General features: G+C 66.8%; 10 protein-coding genes. 6 read left to right on the top strand and 4 right to left on the bottom strand.

The features are described from left to right. The first annotated feature begins 51 nt into the window (after positions 1 to 51). The 4 genes from C167_RS0116550 to C167_RS0116535 are packed head-to-tail and all read left to right on the top strand — an operon-like array spanning position 52 to position 5,452. Positions 52 to 804, top strand: a complete 753-nt coding sequence (locus C167_RS0116550) for a molecular chaperone (RefSeq protein ID WP_017519402.1) — start codon at positions 52 to 54, stop codon at positions 802 to 804. Beyond that, on the top strand, positions 788 to 3,379 hold the full coding sequence (locus C167_RS0116545) for a fimbria/pilus outer membrane usher protein (protein ID WP_017519401.1): 2,592 nt from the start codon (positions 788 to 790) through the stop codon (positions 3,377 to 3,379). The genes C167_RS0116550 and C167_RS0116545 overlap by 17 nt, the downstream gene beginning before the upstream one ends. After that, the gene (locus tag C167_RS0116540) at positions 3,376 to 4,743 is read left to right on the top strand and encodes a fimbrial protein (RefSeq protein WP_017519400.1); all 1,368 of its coding nucleotides are present in this window, start codon (positions 3,376 to 3,378) and stop codon (positions 4,741 to 4,743) included. The genes C167_RS0116545 and C167_RS0116540 overlap by 4 nt, the downstream gene beginning before the upstream one ends. Continuing rightward, positions 4,733 to 5,452: a molecular chaperone gene (locus C167_RS0116535; protein ID WP_017519399.1), complete on the top strand. Its 720-nt coding sequence runs from the start codon at positions 4,733 to 4,735 to the stop codon at positions 5,450 to 5,452. Before C167_RS0116540 ends, C167_RS0116535 begins: the two co-directional genes overlap by 11 nt. A 71-nt stretch (positions 5,453 to 5,523) precedes the next feature. Here the strand turns inward: C167_RS0116535 and C167_RS0116530 are convergent, their stop codons facing one another. The 4 genes from C167_RS0116530 to C167_RS0116515 all read right to left on the bottom strand — a co-directional run bounded on the left by C167_RS0116530 (position 5,524) and on the right by C167_RS0116515 (position 13,667). Then, the gene (locus tag C167_RS0116530) at positions 5,524 to 6,174 is read right to left on the bottom strand and encodes a response regulator (RefSeq protein WP_017519398.1); all 651 of its coding nucleotides are present in this window, start codon (positions 6,172 to 6,174) and stop codon (positions 5,524 to 5,526) included. A gap of 91 nt (positions 6,175 to 6,265) precedes the next feature. Beyond that, entirely contained in the window at positions 6,266 to 9,499 is a 3,234-nt protein-coding gene (locus C167_RS0116525) for a hybrid sensor histidine kinase/response regulator (RefSeq protein ID WP_017519397.1), read from the bottom strand. 146 nt (positions 9,500 to 9,645) lie between these two features. Further along, positions 9,646 to 10,842 carry an EAL domain-containing protein gene (locus tag C167_RS0116520; protein ID WP_017519396.1) on the bottom strand — a complete coding sequence of 399 codons (1,197 nt, stop codon included), beginning with the start codon at positions 10,840 to 10,842 and terminating at the stop codon, positions 9,646 to 9,648. Then, complete coding sequence (locus C167_RS0116515) at positions 10,821 to 13,667, bottom strand: ATP-binding protein (RefSeq protein WP_017519395.1); 2,847 nt, start codon at positions 13,665 to 13,667, stop codon at positions 10,821 to 10,823. Before C167_RS0116515 ends, C167_RS0116520 begins: the two co-directional genes overlap by 22 nt. 167 nt (positions 13,668 to 13,834) lie before the next feature. On the opposite strand from C167_RS0116515, the gene vapB reads away from it, so the two are divergent. Both vapB and C167_RS0116505 read left to right on the top strand, forming a co-directional pair. Continuing rightward, positions 13,835 to 14,083, top strand: a complete 249-nt coding sequence (vapB, locus tag C167_RS0116510; protein WP_017519394.1) for a type II toxin-antitoxin system VapB family antitoxin — start codon at positions 13,835 to 13,837, stop codon at positions 14,081 to 14,083. A gap of 24 nt (positions 14,084 to 14,107) precedes the next feature. Beyond that, positions 14,108 to 14,521: a type II toxin-antitoxin system VapC family toxin gene (locus C167_RS0116505; RefSeq protein WP_037006188.1), complete on the top strand. Its 414-nt coding sequence runs from the start codon at positions 14,108 to 14,110 to the stop codon at positions 14,519 to 14,521. The last annotated feature ends 12 nt before the right edge of the window (positions 14,522 to 14,533 follow it).

Raw genomic sequence — 14,533 nt, 5'->3', positions numbered from 1 at the left:
GGCCGTTCAGGGGAGACCGCCCCGAACGATCCGGCAAGACAGGTGAACCGGATGAACGCCCTCCCTCTGCGCCCGCTTAGCGCGGCGACGCTCGCGCTCGCCCTGCTGGCAGCCTTCACCGCCACACTGACCCAGGCCAGCGTGGTGATCACCGGCACCCGTGTCATCTACCCCGGCGACGCCCGGGAAAAGACCGTGCAGCTGACCAACAAGGACGGCTTCCCCAACGTCATCCAGGCCTGGATCGATATCGACGATCCCGCCTCCACGCCCGATACCGCCAAGGCGCCGTTCGTGGTGAACCCTTCGGTATCGCGCATGGCGCCGGGCAGCGGCCAGACCCTGCGCATCCTCTACACCGGCTCCGGCCTGCCCAAGGACCGCGAATCGCTGTTCCACCTCAATGTGCTGCAGATTCCGCCGCGCAACGCCGCCAAGGCCGACCAGAACCAGATGCTGCTGATGCTGCGCAACCGCCTGAAGCTGTTCTACCGCCCTGCGGGCATCGCCGGCAGCCCCGAACAGCTGACTGAGAAACTGCGTTTCTCCCTGGTGCAGAGCGGCAGCAACTGGAGCGTGAAGGTGGAGAACCCCACCGGCTACTACGCCTCCTTCGGCAGCGCTACCCTCAGCGTCGGCGAGCGCCAGTGGAAGTTGCAGCCTGACATGATCGCGCCGATGGGCCAGGCCCAGTGGACGCCGCAAAAGCCTTCGGCACTGCCCGCGGGTACGCCACGCCTCTCCGCCCTGCTGATCAACGACTACGGCGCAAGAGTGGAACTTCGCCATGACCTGCCGCGTTGATCGTGCCCACGGACCGCTGCTGCCGTTCGCCCTGGGAGCCCTCGCCATGGCGATCGCGGGCATAGCGCTGGGCGATGCGCAGTACCGCTTCGACGACAGCCTGCTGATGGGCTCGGGCCTGGCCGGCGGCAGCCTGGAGCGCTTCAACCGCGCCGACCAGGTGGACCCCGGCACCTACCATGTCGACCTCTACCTCAACGGCCAGTACGCCACCCGCGCCGAAGTGCAGATGCGCCAGCGTGGTGAGCGCGCCGAACCCTGTTTCAGCGAACGCTTCCTGCGCCAGAGCCTGGGGGCCCGCCCCGACCCGAAGGCCGGCAAGGACGACCAGGGCATCTGCCACTGGCTCACCGAGCGCCTGCCCAACTCGACCTGGACACTCGACACCGCGCGCCTGCGCCTGGACCTCGCGGTGCCCCAGGCGCTGCTCGACATCAAACCGCGCGGCTATGTCAGCCCGGACGAATGGGACGCCGGCAGCACCATGGGCTTCGTCAACTACGATGCCAACCTCTACCGTTCGAGCTTCGAAGGTTCCGGCAGCGGCGGCGACTCGGACTACGGCTACCTGGGCCTGAACGGCGGCGTGAACCTGGGTCTGTGGCGGCTGCGCCACCAGTCCAACTACACCTATTCCAGCTACGCCGGGAACACCCGCAGCGACTGGAACAGCATTCGCACCTACGCCCAGCGCGCGCTGCCGGGCCTGCGCAGCGAACTGACCCTGGGCGACAGCTACACCGAAGGCAACCTGTTCGGCAGCATGGGCTTCCGCGGTGCACGCCTGGCCACCGACGACCGCATGCTGCCGGACTCGCAACGCCAGTACGCGCCGCAGGTGCGTGGCACGGCCAATACCAACGCGCGGGTGGTGATCAGCCAGAATGGCAAGAAGATCCACGAGAGCACGGTCGCGCCCGGTCCCTTCGTCATCGACGACCTCTACGGCACCGCCTACGACGGCGACCTGGACGTGCAGGTGATCGAGGCCGACGGCAGCGTCTCGCGTTTCTCCGTGCCCTTCTCCGCCGTGCCCGAATCCATGCGCCCCGGCCTGTCGCGCTATAGCGCGACGGTGGGCCAGGCGCGCCAGTACGGCGATGGCAACGACCTGTTCGGTGACCTGACCTACCAGCGCGGCCTGACCAACGCCCTCACCGCGAACCTCGGCGCCCGCGTCGCCGAGGACTACCTGGCGGTACTCGGCGGCGGCGTGCTGGCCACGCCCTACGGCGCCTTCGGCATGAACACCACCTTCTCCAGCGCCACCGTGGAGAACAACCAGCGCAAGCAGGGCTGGCGCGTCGGCCTGAACTACAGCCGGACCTTCCAGCCGACCCAGACCACCCTGACGCTGGCTGGCTACCGTTACTCCACCGAGGGTTACCGCGACCTGGGCGACGCCCTCTCCGCGCGCGACGCGGGCGACCACGGCGACAGCTGGGATTCGAGCAGCTACAAGCAGCGCAACCAGTTCACCCTGCTGGTCAACCAGGGCCTGGGGCAGTACGGCAACCTCTACCTGTCCGGCTCCACCGCCGACTACTACGACGGCAAGAGCCGCGATACCCAGCTGCAGGTCGGCTACTCCAACACCTGGCGCCAGCTCAGCTACAACCTCTCCTACTCGCGCCAGCAGACCACCTGGTACCGCGACGTCAACGACGACTACGACCCGTCGCAACCGCCGCAGTACAACCTGCAGCACGGCAGCAACCGCAACAACACCCTGACCCTGAGCCTGTCCATGCCGCTGGGTTCCACCAGCCGCGCGCCGAACCTCAGCGCCATGGCCTCGCGGCGCAGTGGCGACACCAGCGGCAGCACCTACCAGACCGGCCTCAACGGCACCCTGGGCGAAGACCGCAGCCTGAGCTACGCCCTCTCCGCCGGGCGCGACAGCGAAGGCCAGGGCACCGACTTCAACGGCAGCGTGCAGCAGCAGACCTCGGTCGCCACCTTCAACGCCGGCTACGCCGAAAGCTCCACTTACCGCCAGGTCAACGGCGGCATGCGCGGCGCGGCGGTGCTGCACAGCGGCGGCCTGACCCTGGGCCCTTACGTCGGCGATACCTTCGCCCTGGTGGAAGCCAAGGGCGCCAGCGGCGCCGGCGTGCGCGGCGGCCAGGGCGCGCGGGTGGACGGCAACGGCTATGCCGTGGTGCCCTCGCTTTCGCCCTACCGCTACAACCCCATCAGCCTCGACCCGCAAGGCATCGACGAAAACGCCGAGTTGGTGGAAACCGAACGCAAGATCGCGCCCTACGCCGGCGCTGCCGTGCGGGTCGAGTTCAAGACCCTCACCGGGCACCCGCTGCTGATCCAGGCCCGGCTGCCCGATGGCCAGCCGCTGCCGCTGGGCGCCGACGTGCTCGACGGCAAGGGTGTGAACATCGGCATGGTCGGCCAGGGCGGGCAGGTCTACGCCCGCGCCGAGGGCGAGAAGGGCCGGCTGCGCGTGCAATGGGGCGACCGGGCGGAGGACAGCTGCCTGCTGCCCTATGACCTGAAAGGCGCCGACCTCGACCAGGTGCTGGTGCGCCTGCAGGCAACCTGTCTACCGGAGGCTTCATGAATCCAGTCCTGCGCAGCCTGCCGCTGCTCGCCCTGCTGCTCGCGCCAAGTGCGTGGGCTACCTGCTACAAGGTCACCAGCGTGGGCAGCGCCACCACCACCTCCAATACGGCGATCCGCCCAGGCGAAGGTAGCGCTGGCGCCTGGTCTGGCTCCCTCGACAACAGCAATGGCTCCCTCGGCCTGCCGTCGGTGATCAACGTCAGCGACTCCAGCTTCCAGCCCGACGGCACCCTGATCGCCAGTTCAGTCGCACCGCTCACGCAGTACGGAAACTCTGCCGGCTACGATCCAGAGAAGGTGTTCTTCCGCTGCACAGCGGGGGACGAGGTCTACGAAATGTTCTCCTCCAACGCCGACGACCTCTACAGCGGCTGGTACCAGGGCGGCGACAGCGTAGGCAACTCCATCGGCCTGCAGGCCGCCTACCGCACTGCCTGGCCCAACGTGCTGCTGCGCCTGACCCACGTGGAGACCGGCCAGTACTTCACCGACGTCTGGCGCGAACGCCTGCTCACCGGGCTGGACATCGATTCGCGCGGTTTCCAGTTGGTCAAGGCGAAGAACCTCAGCGCAGTCCGCGCCGAGCTCTTCAGTGCGCCGCTGGAATCGACCCGTTACTATTCGGCGACCATCGCCTCTCAGGCTTATCTTTACACCCAGCCCGCCGGCTACATCGCCATCAAGGGACCGGGGCTGTCCTACCCCAGGGTCGGTGAAACCCACTATGCAAACTACTCCGGTTGGTACGGCAACTGGCCCGCCTCCATCGGCCTGTACGGCGACGTCACGCTCAAGCGCTACCCCACCTGCGCCGTCACCAACGTCACGCCGCATGTGGTATTCCCGTCGATCTCCATCGGTGAGATAAATTCCGGTGCCAGCCGCGAGATGCCCTTCCAGGTCGACTTCAAGTGCCAGAGCGGCGTGCTCAGCAGCACCACCCCCAGCACCAGCCAAACCGGCACCAGCGGTACCGCCCTGGGCATCAAGGTCTCGGCCGGCGCGCTGGCCGCCTCCTCCGGGCTGGGGCTGGTGAATGCCAGCGGCGGGCTTTCCTACCTGGTCTCCGACCGCTATGGCCAGCCCGGCATGGCCCAGGGCGTGGGCATCCGCCTGCTGCGCAACGGCAGCGCGATGAACCTGCTGGCCAACGAGGATTCCGCCAACGGCAGCAACGCCGAAGCGCGCGGCTGGTACCCGGTGATCGGTAACGCTTCGAACAAGACCGGCGAGGTCAACGGCATCTCCCAGTACAGCGAGACCTTCCGCGCGCGCCTGGAAAAACTCAGCCTCGGCAGCATGCCCACCGTCACCCCCGGCCGCGTGGAAGCCACCGCGCAGGTGGTGATCCGTGTGCAGTAAGCGGCTGCGCGCCGCCCTGCTGGGCCTGGCCGTGCTGGTTGGCGCCAATGCCCACGGCGGTGTCACTGCCGAACGCACGCGGGTGATCTTCGACGAAGGCAAGCGCGAGGCTTCCCTGGCGCTGGTGAACCAGAACAGCTACCCGGTCATCGTGCAGACCTGGATCGACGACGGCGACCTCGACGCCGCGCCGCAAACCGCGCAGGCGCCGATCATGCCGCTGCCCCCGGTATTCCGCCTGAACCCCGGCCAGATGCGCAGCCTGCGCCTGCTCTATACCGGCGATGCGCTGCCGAGGGACCGCGAGTCGCTGTATTGGCTCAACCTCTACGAGATTCCGCCCCAATCCGACGAGCCATTGGGCGAAGGGGAATCGCGCCTGACCGTTACCCTGCGCACGCAGATGAAGGTCATCTACCGCCCGCGGGCACTGGCGAAGGATGCTGAGGAGGCTCCCCGCAAACTGCTCTTCCGCAGGGCCGGCAATGCGCTGCAGGTGGAAAATCCCACCGCCTATTTCATCACCCTGGCCGCCGCCGAGGTGCGCCAGGGCAACGCCGGCTCGGCGCTGCCGGCCGAGCTGCTGCCGCCGTTTTCGAAGCGCGTGTTGACGCCGACCCAGGCCCTACCGGCGAGCGGCGGGGAGGTGCGTTACCTGTGGATCGACGATGGCGGAAACAGCCAGCAGGGCACTGCGGCGCTGCGCTGATCACTCGGGCTTCATGGGGAGTTCGGTGATGGGCGGATCGCGGGCATGGCCCGCTCCTATATTGCGCGGGCCTACTGAAACAGATTGGCCATCACGCAGAACGTCAGCAACGCCTGGTCGGTATCCACGTCCAGCTTGCGCATGGCGGAGATCTTCTGCGCGCTCACGGTCTTCACGCTGCGGTTGAGCAGCAGCGCGATGTCGCGCACGCTCATGCCCGAGATGAAATGGCGCAGCACCTCGTATTCCTTCACCGACAGGCTGGCGATGCGCCCCTCCACGTCGTCCCCGCTGGCCAGCACGCTGCTTGCCGACTGCATGCCCGGCCCGCGGTAGATGCGGTCCTGGGCCAGTGCCTTGAGCGCCACGAGGATTTCGTCGAGATCGCCATTCTTCAGGATCACCCCCGACACGCCCAGGTCGTAAAGGCTGGAGAGGATCAGCGGGTTGGACAGCATGGTGAGGATGAGGATGCGGGTGTCGGGGAAATTGCGCAGCAGGTACTCGATCAGCTTGATGCCGTCCCCGTAGGTCTGGTCCCCCGGCATATTGTAGTCAGTGATGACGATGGCCGGCCGCTGCTCGCGGTACAGGGCCACCAGCTCGCTGGAGTTATGCGCCTCGCCTATCACCTCGAAGCGATCGTCCCGTTCGATCACCTCGCGAACCCCCATCAGGACAATGGGATGGTCGTCCGCTAGTGCCACTCTGACTTTTTCCATGAGTTTTCTTGAGTCCCAACGTTTGCGTTCGCCGGCCCGCCACAAGGGCACGGCCATTATTCCAGAATAGCCCCGGTTACCGGACAGGCTTTCAGAGGTTGGCCAGGGCCGCCTCGATTCGTCCCAGCAGCGTGGTCACCGCCGCAGACAGTTCGGGCCCGGCGGGTTGCGCGATCAAGGCTTCCTCCACCGCGCCGCAGGCATCACTGAGCCCATGGGCCTGCACCACCGCAAGTGCCCCCCGCAGACGATGAACCTGTTGGCGGACGGTGGGAAGATCACCGACTCGCAGGGCCTCCGTCACGCCCTGCATGTCCTGGCGCATGGTGCGCAGGAACAGCTCGCGCATCTTCTCGGAAACCTGCAGTCGGTCCTGCGCCGGCGCTTCGGGCAGTGCTTCGTTTTCCGCCGTTTCTGCCGTCGCATGGCCGCAGACCTTGAGCAGTCCGTCGTGCAGCGTGCGCAGGCTCATCGGCTTGACCAGCCAGGCATTCATGCCCACCGCCATGCAGCGCTCGCCTTCCTCGCGTAGAGCGTTAGCGGTGACGCCGATGATCGGCAGCCGGCTGTCGTGGCGGCGCAGTTCGCCCACCAGCTCATAGCCATTCATCACCGGCATGTTCACATCGGTCAGCAGCGCGTCGAAAGCGTTGGGCGCCCAACGCTGGAGTGCCTCGCGCCCATTGCTGGTGAGGGTGACGCGGCAGCCCAGCTCCTCGAGTTGCTCCTTGAGCAACGCCTGGTTGATCGGGTTGTCCTCGGCCACCAGCACTCGCAGGCCAAGCTTGCCCAGCCGGGCGACCCGCGGCGCCTGGCGCGCCTCGCTGGTTCCGCCCTGCTGAGCCAGACGCAGCGCCTGGGCAATGCCGGCCAGGTGGTAAAGGCTGACCTCCCAGCCCTGCGCGGACGCCTGCGGCTGCACCCCGCCATCCGTCAACGCACGCACCCGAGGGCCGCTCCATTGCGACTCGCCAGCGGCTTCGAGCAGATCCAGCAGCACCGCGCCGGGCGGAACATCCGGCGGCAGCTGCTCCTGGACCAGCGCCGAGCCGCCCCAGCAATCGATCCAGTCGGCCAGGCTCTGCGCCAGTTCTTTCACCGGCGCCCGCACGTAGATCGGTTGCGGCAGCAACGGCTTGCCGTCGGCCAGCGGTTGGCTACGCTCCAGCACCGGAAGCGCCAGGGTGAAGGTGAAGCTGCTGCCCAATCCGGTTTCGCTCACCACGCGCAACCGCCCTCCCATCAACTGGCTCAGCCGGGCGCAGATCGACAGGCCAAGGCCGGTACCGCTGACCGTATGCTCGTGGCCGTGGGCCTGATAGAAGGGCTCGAAGAGACGCTGCTGCTGCGCATCGGACATGCCGATACCGGTATCGGTGACCTGCCATTGCAGCGCCGTCTCGCCCTGCTCGCCGAGCACGATGCGCAGGCGCAGCACCACGCGGCCGATGTCGGTGAACTTCAGCGCATTGCTCAGCAGGTTGGCAAGAATCTGCCGGATGCGCGCGGCATCGCCGCGCACCAGGCCAGGGACGTTCGAATCGATGCAGGCATAAAGCTGCAGATCCTTGCCCTCGGCGACGCCCGCATAGCCTGCGACCACCTCCTCGGCCAGCTCCAGCGGGTTGAACTCCACCGCCTCCAGGGCCATCTGCCCGGCCTCGATCTTGGACACATCGAGGATGTCGCTGATCAACTGCAGCAGGGTCGACGACGAGCGCTGGATGGTCGCCAGATAGTCGCGCTGCTGCAGGGTCAGCTCGGTCAGCCCGAGCAGCTCCAGCGTGCCCAGGACGCCATAGAGCGGCGTGCGGATTTCGTGGCTCATGGTGACAAGGAACACCGATTTCGCCTCGCTGGCGGCATCCGCCGACAGCTTGGCATCGGCCAGCATCTGCTGCGCCTGCTTGTGCGCGCTGATGTCATTGAAAGCGCAGAGCACCACGTTCTCGCCGCGGTAGCGGGTCGGCGCGAAGCTGGCGTGCAGGGCACGACCTTCCACCTCGAAGACCAGCTCACCATCCCCCCCGCCGATCTTCCCGCTCAGGTCCCAGTCGCGGCTGATGCGGGTGATGGCTTCGGCATCGCCCAGCCACTGCTCGGCCAGGCGGTTCTGCATCACGACCTGGTGGCTGCCATGCCGCAGCACGCACAGCGCGACCGGCGCGGTCTGGATCACCGCGCGGCTGAAGGCGTCGCTCTCGACTATGTCCAGATGGGCGCGGCGCGCAGGCTTGATCACCCGCCGCGAATACCAGCGGATGGCGAACCAGCCGCCCGCCAGGCTGCCAAGGATCAGCGCCAGCCCGCCAATGAACTGCCACTTGGCGTAGCGGAAGAAGCTGGCGTAGCTCAGGCGATAGAGCGCGGTCCAACCGCCATCGAACTCGCTGCGGACCTTGAACACCAGGCCGTCGGTACTGAAGTTCAGGCCATCCTGGTAATCCTTTTCACCGCCCTGGAAATCGATCAGCACCTGGCCGCCCGGCGAGATCAGTTCCAGCTCGTCGAACACCGGCCGGTCAAGCACCTCCTCGAGGTCATTGATGCGTCCCATATCCAGCAGCGACACCGCCACCACGCGGCGGTCCAGGTCCGACTCCCACCACAGCGCATCGGGCAAATCGAGGCTGACGTAAGCCAGCAGCTCGCGGTTCTCGCCGCCGGTATAGGGCTGCGCCTGGGCCCAGTGCACCTGGGTGTCGCTGCGCTTGGGCGAGCGCTTCTCCAGCGCCTCGCGCACACCCTCGATCACCGCCAGGTAGTTGCCCCGCGTCAGCGGCCGCTGCCCGCGGAAGTTGCCGATGGAAGGCACCGCCAGGCTGGTGGGCCCATGCAGGTCGAGCACCAGTACCTGGGGCGAGGGATAGGACGAGGCACTCCAGTAGCTGCTGTAGAAGTTCGCCAGCATCACCCCGAAGGAAAAGGTGCCGGGCCGTTCCTGTGGATCGACAGGGCGCACCTGATGCGCGAGGGTGAAGGACATGGCGAAGGAGAACTCCCGCCCCTCGTGGATCTCCAGCCCGTTTTCGCGGATCAGCATGCGTCGCTGCAGCGGGATCACGTCCAGGTCCTGGCGCTGGGTGGACTCGTCGCTCTGCAGGGCGATGCGGTTGAGAAAAGCCTCATGCTCGTGGATATCCCCCACCAGCCGGCTGAAATGGAAATGCACCTTGTCGCGCTCTTCCTGCACCACCCGGCCCAGGGCCCAGTAGCACGCGCCCACCAGCATCAGGGCGAGGGAAACCGCGCACAGCAGAACGACGTTCAGGCGCAGCGAAGTGCTGGCCAGTTTACGAATCGAGCCGTGGTCATGTTCCTTCATGCAAAGCATCCGGTGTCGCGGGAAAGTGGCGGCGGAGGGCCCGCCGGATACCAGCAGACTTTAGATGTGAGTACGCGATAAGGCGACCCGCCAGCCCCCCGGGAGGCCGGCAATCGCCTGCGCATCTGCGATGTCCCTGCCGTGGATCAATGAGCCATGGCGGCGCGCTCCTGGAGCAACTGGCGGGTGAATACCGCAGGCGGCACCGCCTCGGAGAACAGGTAGCCCTGGGCGCAGTCGCAATGCAGCCGGCGCAACAGCGCCAGCTCGTCCGGATGCTCGACGCCTTCGGCGATCACCTCCAACCCCAGTTGCCGGCCCAGCTTGACGATGCTTTCCAGCGCCGCCGCCAGCCCCTCGTCATCCACGCAGCCATGCACCAGCGCGCGGTCGATCTTCAGCTCCGTGAAGGGGGTCGAGACCAGGTTGTACAGCGAGCTGTAGCCCTGGCCGAAATCGTCCTGTGCCAGGCCGAAGCCCTTCATGCGCAGGCGGCAGGTGCCGGCGTAGTAGTTGGCCGGTGTCGCCGTTGCACTGCATTCGAGCAGCTCGAAGACGATGTGCGCCGGGACCCCGCCCCGGGCGGCGACGAAGGCGGCGAGACGGTCCGGCAAATCAGGATCGTCCAGCAGGTGGGTGGGCAGATTGACCGCCACCGACAGGCGGAACCCCAGTTGGCTCCAGTCGGCTTGCGCCTGCAGTGCCTGCTCGAGCACCGTCCAGAGCAGCGCCTCATCCAGCCCCGCAGCCGTCAGGGCGGCCATGAAGCTGCCCGGCAACAACACGCCGTGATGCGGGTGCTCCCAGCGCACCAACGCTTCCGCCGCGACGATACGCCCATCGATCAGCGAAGCCTTGGGCTGGAACCAGGCGCACAACTGTCGCTGCGCCAGGGCCTGCTCGAGTTCCTCGCGGGTGGGCGCGGCAATCGCCGGCCCGTGCCGTTGCACCTCGCGCTCCTGGCGCGAGACAAGCTTCTCCAGCAGACGGCGGATCACTGGCGCGCGGGCCGGCTTGGCGATCTGCTCCAGCACGGTGATGCCGTGGGCCCGGGCCACCATGCAGGCGCTGCCCATCAGCGGGCGCGAAGCCGAACTCATGATCGCCAACAGCGGCGGCTGGCTCAGCGTGGCCAGCCGCTGGATCAGTTGCACGCCATCCAGGCCGGGCATCATCAGGTCGCTGACCACCAGGTCGAAGCGTTCCTGCTCCAGCCAGCGCAGCGCCTCGGCGCCATCCTCGGCAGCGCGCAACTCGACGACGCCCTGCTCGCGGAACAGGTTGAGCAGGTATTCGCGCTGGAAGGGTTGGTCTTCGACGATCAGGATGCGCTGATGTCGCATGGCGGCACCTCCGCGGGCAGGCTGGTCAGGCATTGGCGCAGGGTGCGCAGGTCCACCGGCTTGAGCAGGCAGCGGTTCATGCCAGCGGCGAGGCAACGTTCGTTTTCCTCGTGCATGGCATTGGCGGTCGCGCCGATGATCGGCCCGCGATAGCCCCGCTGGCGCAGCGCGCGGGCCAGTTCGTAGCCATTGAGATGCGGCATGTTGACGTCGGTGAGCACCAGGTCAAAGGCGTCCGTCTGCCAGCGCGTCAGTGCCTGCCGGCCATCGATGGCGAGCTCGACGATGCAACCGAGGGTTTCCAGCTGGTCGCGCAGGATCAGCTGGTTGATCGGGTTGTCCTCCACCAGCAGCACGCGCAGGCCGAGCCCGATCTCGGGCAGGGTATCGGCCAGGCGCGCCGCCTCGCCGCTGGCACAGCCCTGCGCCGCCGCCAGGGCACGGCGCAGCCCTTCGAGGTTGTAGCGGCCCACGTGCCAGTCACAACCTTCCTGGCGCGGCTGCTCGCCGCCCAGGTCGGTCACCAGCACCCGGCAGCCGCGCCAGGCGGGCAGCGGCTTGCGATCATGGGAATTGAAGCGCAGGTCCACCAGTACGCTGGCGGCATCATCTTCGACGGGCTGGTCGGCCGCTACCACCTGGGCGCGGGCCCCCCAGCGGGTGATCCAGCCGCAGAGGCTCTCGGCCAGTTCGCGTGTCGGCGCATGCACCCACACCATCGAGTTACCCAGCCTGGGTTCACTGGAGGAGTGACGGTCCACACAGGGCAACGGCAGGCTGAGGGAGAAACTGCTGCCCAGGCCGACGTCGCTGACGACCCGCAACTGCCCGCCCATCAGTTCGGTGAGCCGCTTGCAGATCGACAGGCCAAGGCCGGTTCCGCCCGCCATGCGCGCGTTGCCGGAAACCTGGTAGAAGGCGTCGAAGAGGTGCTCCTGCTGGTCCCAGGGAATACCGATGCCGGTGTCGGCAACCTGCCAGTGCAGCGTGTCATGCCAGCCTTCGCCGGGCTCCGAACGGACCCTCAACACGATGCGCCCGCTGTCGGTGAACTTCACCGCATTGCTCAGCAGGTTGTTGAGGATCTGGCGGATGCGCGTGGCGTCCCCCTGCACCCGCTCGGGCATCAGGCAGTCACAGCAGGCATAGATCTGCAGGCCCTTGGCGCGGGCGGCAGCGGCGTAGGACTGGATACTGTCGAGGGTAAGCTCCAGCGGCGAGAACTCCACCGGTTCCAGGCCCAGTTGGCCGACCTCGATCTTGGAGACATCGAGCACGTCGCTGATCAGTTGCAGCAGGGTCGAGGACGAACGCTGGATGGCGCGCAGGTAGCCCGACTGCTGGTGATCCAGCACGGTGCGGCCCAGCAGCTCAAGGGTGCCCAGCACTCCGTAGAGGGGCGTGCGGATCTCATGGCTCATGGTTGCCAGGAACAGCGTCTTGGCCTCGTTGGCGGCATCGGACAGGCGCTTGGCTTCGGCCAGCGCGGCCTCGGTCTGCTTGCGCGCACTGATGTCGCTGAAGGCGCAGCACAGCACTTCCTCGCCCTTGTAGCGGGTTGGCGTGTAGCTCAGGTACAAGTGCCGGCCGGTGTGGGTTTCCACTTCTTCCGAGCCGCCGTCCTCGCCACTGTTGAAACCGCGCTCGAGCCAGCCGTAGGTCCAGTACCGACGTTCGTCGCCGCTGCCCAGCCATTGCTGGGCGAGGCGGTTCTCCAGCATCACTTCGGCATCGTTGCGCCGCAGCACGCACAGCGCCACCGGCGCGGTCTGGATCATGGCCCGGTGGAAGTCCTCGTTCTCCACCAGCGTCTTGAGTCGGTGCTGCGCCGGGCCGATCAGGCGGCGGTTGATGCGCCGGCACATGCCCCAGACCACCAGACAGCAGCCCAGCAGGAAGGCCAGCGAGGCCAGCAGCCTGGGCCAGATCGGCAGCAGCAGGTCAGACAGGTTGAAGTAGTAGATCAGCGACCAGTCGGAACTGCCCAGGTGCTTGAGCAGCGCCAGGTGGCTGGGAATCAGGCCCGGGCCGCTGAAGGCGAAGTTGTCGCCTGCCCAAAGGTCGCTGAATTGCAGGCCCAGCTGCGGCGTGACCGCGCTGCCGAGGATGGTCCGGTGGTCGCGGTCCAGCAGCAGGAAACGCCCGGCGTCGGGCATGGCGAGCGCCGCCGAGAGATCGGCGCCAAACATCTCCAGCCCGAGCCAGCCATTGTCCTGCTCGCTGGTCGCACGGGTGAACAGGTACTGCCGCGCCTGCGGGTCGGTCGGATCGGCAAGCCAGCGTACCTGGCTCTCTTCTGTCGCCGTGCCGGGCTGCCCCAGCACTTCGAGCACCGAGGCCGGCACCACGGCATTGAGCGCTGGCGCCCCGTACAGCCGGGTGACGAAGCGCTCCGGCGCGGGCGAGACGTAGATCAGGTTCAAGCGCTTGGCTTCCAGCTCCGAAAGGTCGCGCCCCGACAGCGCCAGGCTCCAGCTCGAACCCGGCTCGCCGAGCGTGACATAGACCTGCTCATGGGGCGGCACCGGCGCGCTCAACTGGCGCCACTGCAACAGCGGCTCGCGGGCTTTCCAGGTCACGCCGCGGCTGATGTGCTCCAACAGCGACTCACGCTGCCCCAGGTAGTTCTGGGCCTCGTACATGGCGGCATTCATCTGCCGGCGCAGCTGCGACACCTCGCTGTTGAAGCTCGCGGCAAGGAACAGGCTCAACGTGAAGAACAGGCAGGCGATCACCAGCCAGGCCAACAGACGAAGCAGCTTTCGCGCGGCCTTCGGAGTGGAAAAGGAGGAATCCTGACGACGAAGGAATTGCTTGAGTTTCATGCCTGCCAGCCTGGCGAAAAGCTTGCCGGGTGGACATCAGACAAATCTAAAAAGCGGGGAAATGCGGGCTGGCACCCGTCGCGGCTCCACCCCCGATACGGACATATGCCTGGCATATGTTAAACTGTAGTCCTCAGGTTTCGTTCCCCTTGACCAGGAGGTGCACCATGCCGACCACCACCGTTTCCCTGTTCCGCAATGGCAAGAACCAGGCCGTCCGAATCCCCCGGGACATGGAGTTCAAGGGCGTGACCGAGTTGGTGATGACCCGTGAAGGCGACACCCTGACGCTGCGTCCGGCCCGCCCCACCTGGAGCAGCTTGGCCGAACTTGAGCCCATCGATGCCGACATTCTGTCCGATCGCCCCACGGTGATCGAACCCGGCCGGGTCGATTTCAGCGACGGCGAGGAGTGACCTGTGGCGGCTCCCGTGACCTACATGCTGGATACCAACATCTGTTCGTTCATCATGCGCAAGAACCCACCGCAGGTTCTACAGCGACTGCAGCACGCCGCGGAAGCCGGGAATCGGCTGGTGATCTCGGCTATCACCTATGCGGAGCTGCGCTACGGCGCGGCATCACCCAAAGCCCCCCGAGCAGTGACGGCATGGATCGACGCGCTGGTTCAGCGTCTGGATGACGTGCTGCCCTGGGATAGCGACGCCGTGGATGCCTCCGCGAAGCTGATGCGGCAACTGCTCGACGCGGGCACGCCGATCGGCCCGAACGACACGGGCATCGCCGGGCATGCCCTGGCGACCCAATGCATCGTCGTGACCAACAACACCCGCGAGTTTCGCCGGGTACCGGGGCTGCTCGTCGAGGACTGGTGCAGCGATCAGCCGACCTGACGGAGCCTCATG

Origin of the sequence: Pseudomonas nitroreducens TX1, from assembly GCF_000313755.1 — a bacterium.
In the GTDB taxonomy this organism is placed as follows: Bacteria; Pseudomonadota; Gammaproteobacteria; order Pseudomonadales; family Pseudomonadaceae; genus Pseudomonas; species Pseudomonas nitroreducens_A.
This window is presented reverse-complemented; position numbering and strand designations above follow the sequence as displayed.

Bases quoted from the DNA above. Each gene is read 5' to 3' on its own strand.
- C167_RS0116550 (WP_017519402.1), top strand. From the start codon at position 52: ATGAACGCCCTCCCTCTGCGCCCGCTTAGCGCGGCGACGCTCGCGCTC.
- C167_RS0116545 (WP_017519401.1), top strand. From the start codon at position 788: ATGACCTGCCGCGTTGATCGTGCCCACGGACCGCTGCTGCCGTTCGCC.
- C167_RS0116540 (WP_017519400.1), top strand. From the start codon at position 3,376: ATGAATCCAGTCCTGCGCAGCCTGCCGCTGCTCGCCCTGCTGCTCGCG.
- C167_RS0116530 (WP_017519398.1), bottom strand. From the start codon at position 6,174: ATGGAAAAAGTCAGAGTGGCACTAGCGGACGACCATCCCATTGTCCTG.
- C167_RS0116525 (WP_017519397.1), bottom strand. From the start codon at position 9,499: ATGAAGGAACATGACCACGGCTCGATTCGTAAACTGGCCAGCACTTCG.
- C167_RS0116520 (WP_017519396.1), bottom strand. From the start codon at position 10,842: ATGCGACATCAGCGCATCCTGATCGTCGAAGACCAACCCTTCCAGCGC.
- C167_RS0116515 (WP_017519395.1), bottom strand. From the start codon at position 13,667: ATGAAACTCAAGCAATTCCTTCGTCGTCAGGATTCCTCCTTTTCCACT.
- vapB (WP_017519394.1), top strand. From the start codon at position 13,835: ATGCCGACCACCACCGTTTCCCTGTTCCGCAATGGCAAGAACCAGGCC.
- C167_RS0116505 (WP_037006188.1), top strand. From the start codon at position 14,108: ATGCTGGATACCAACATCTGTTCGTTCATCATGCGCAAGAACCCACCG.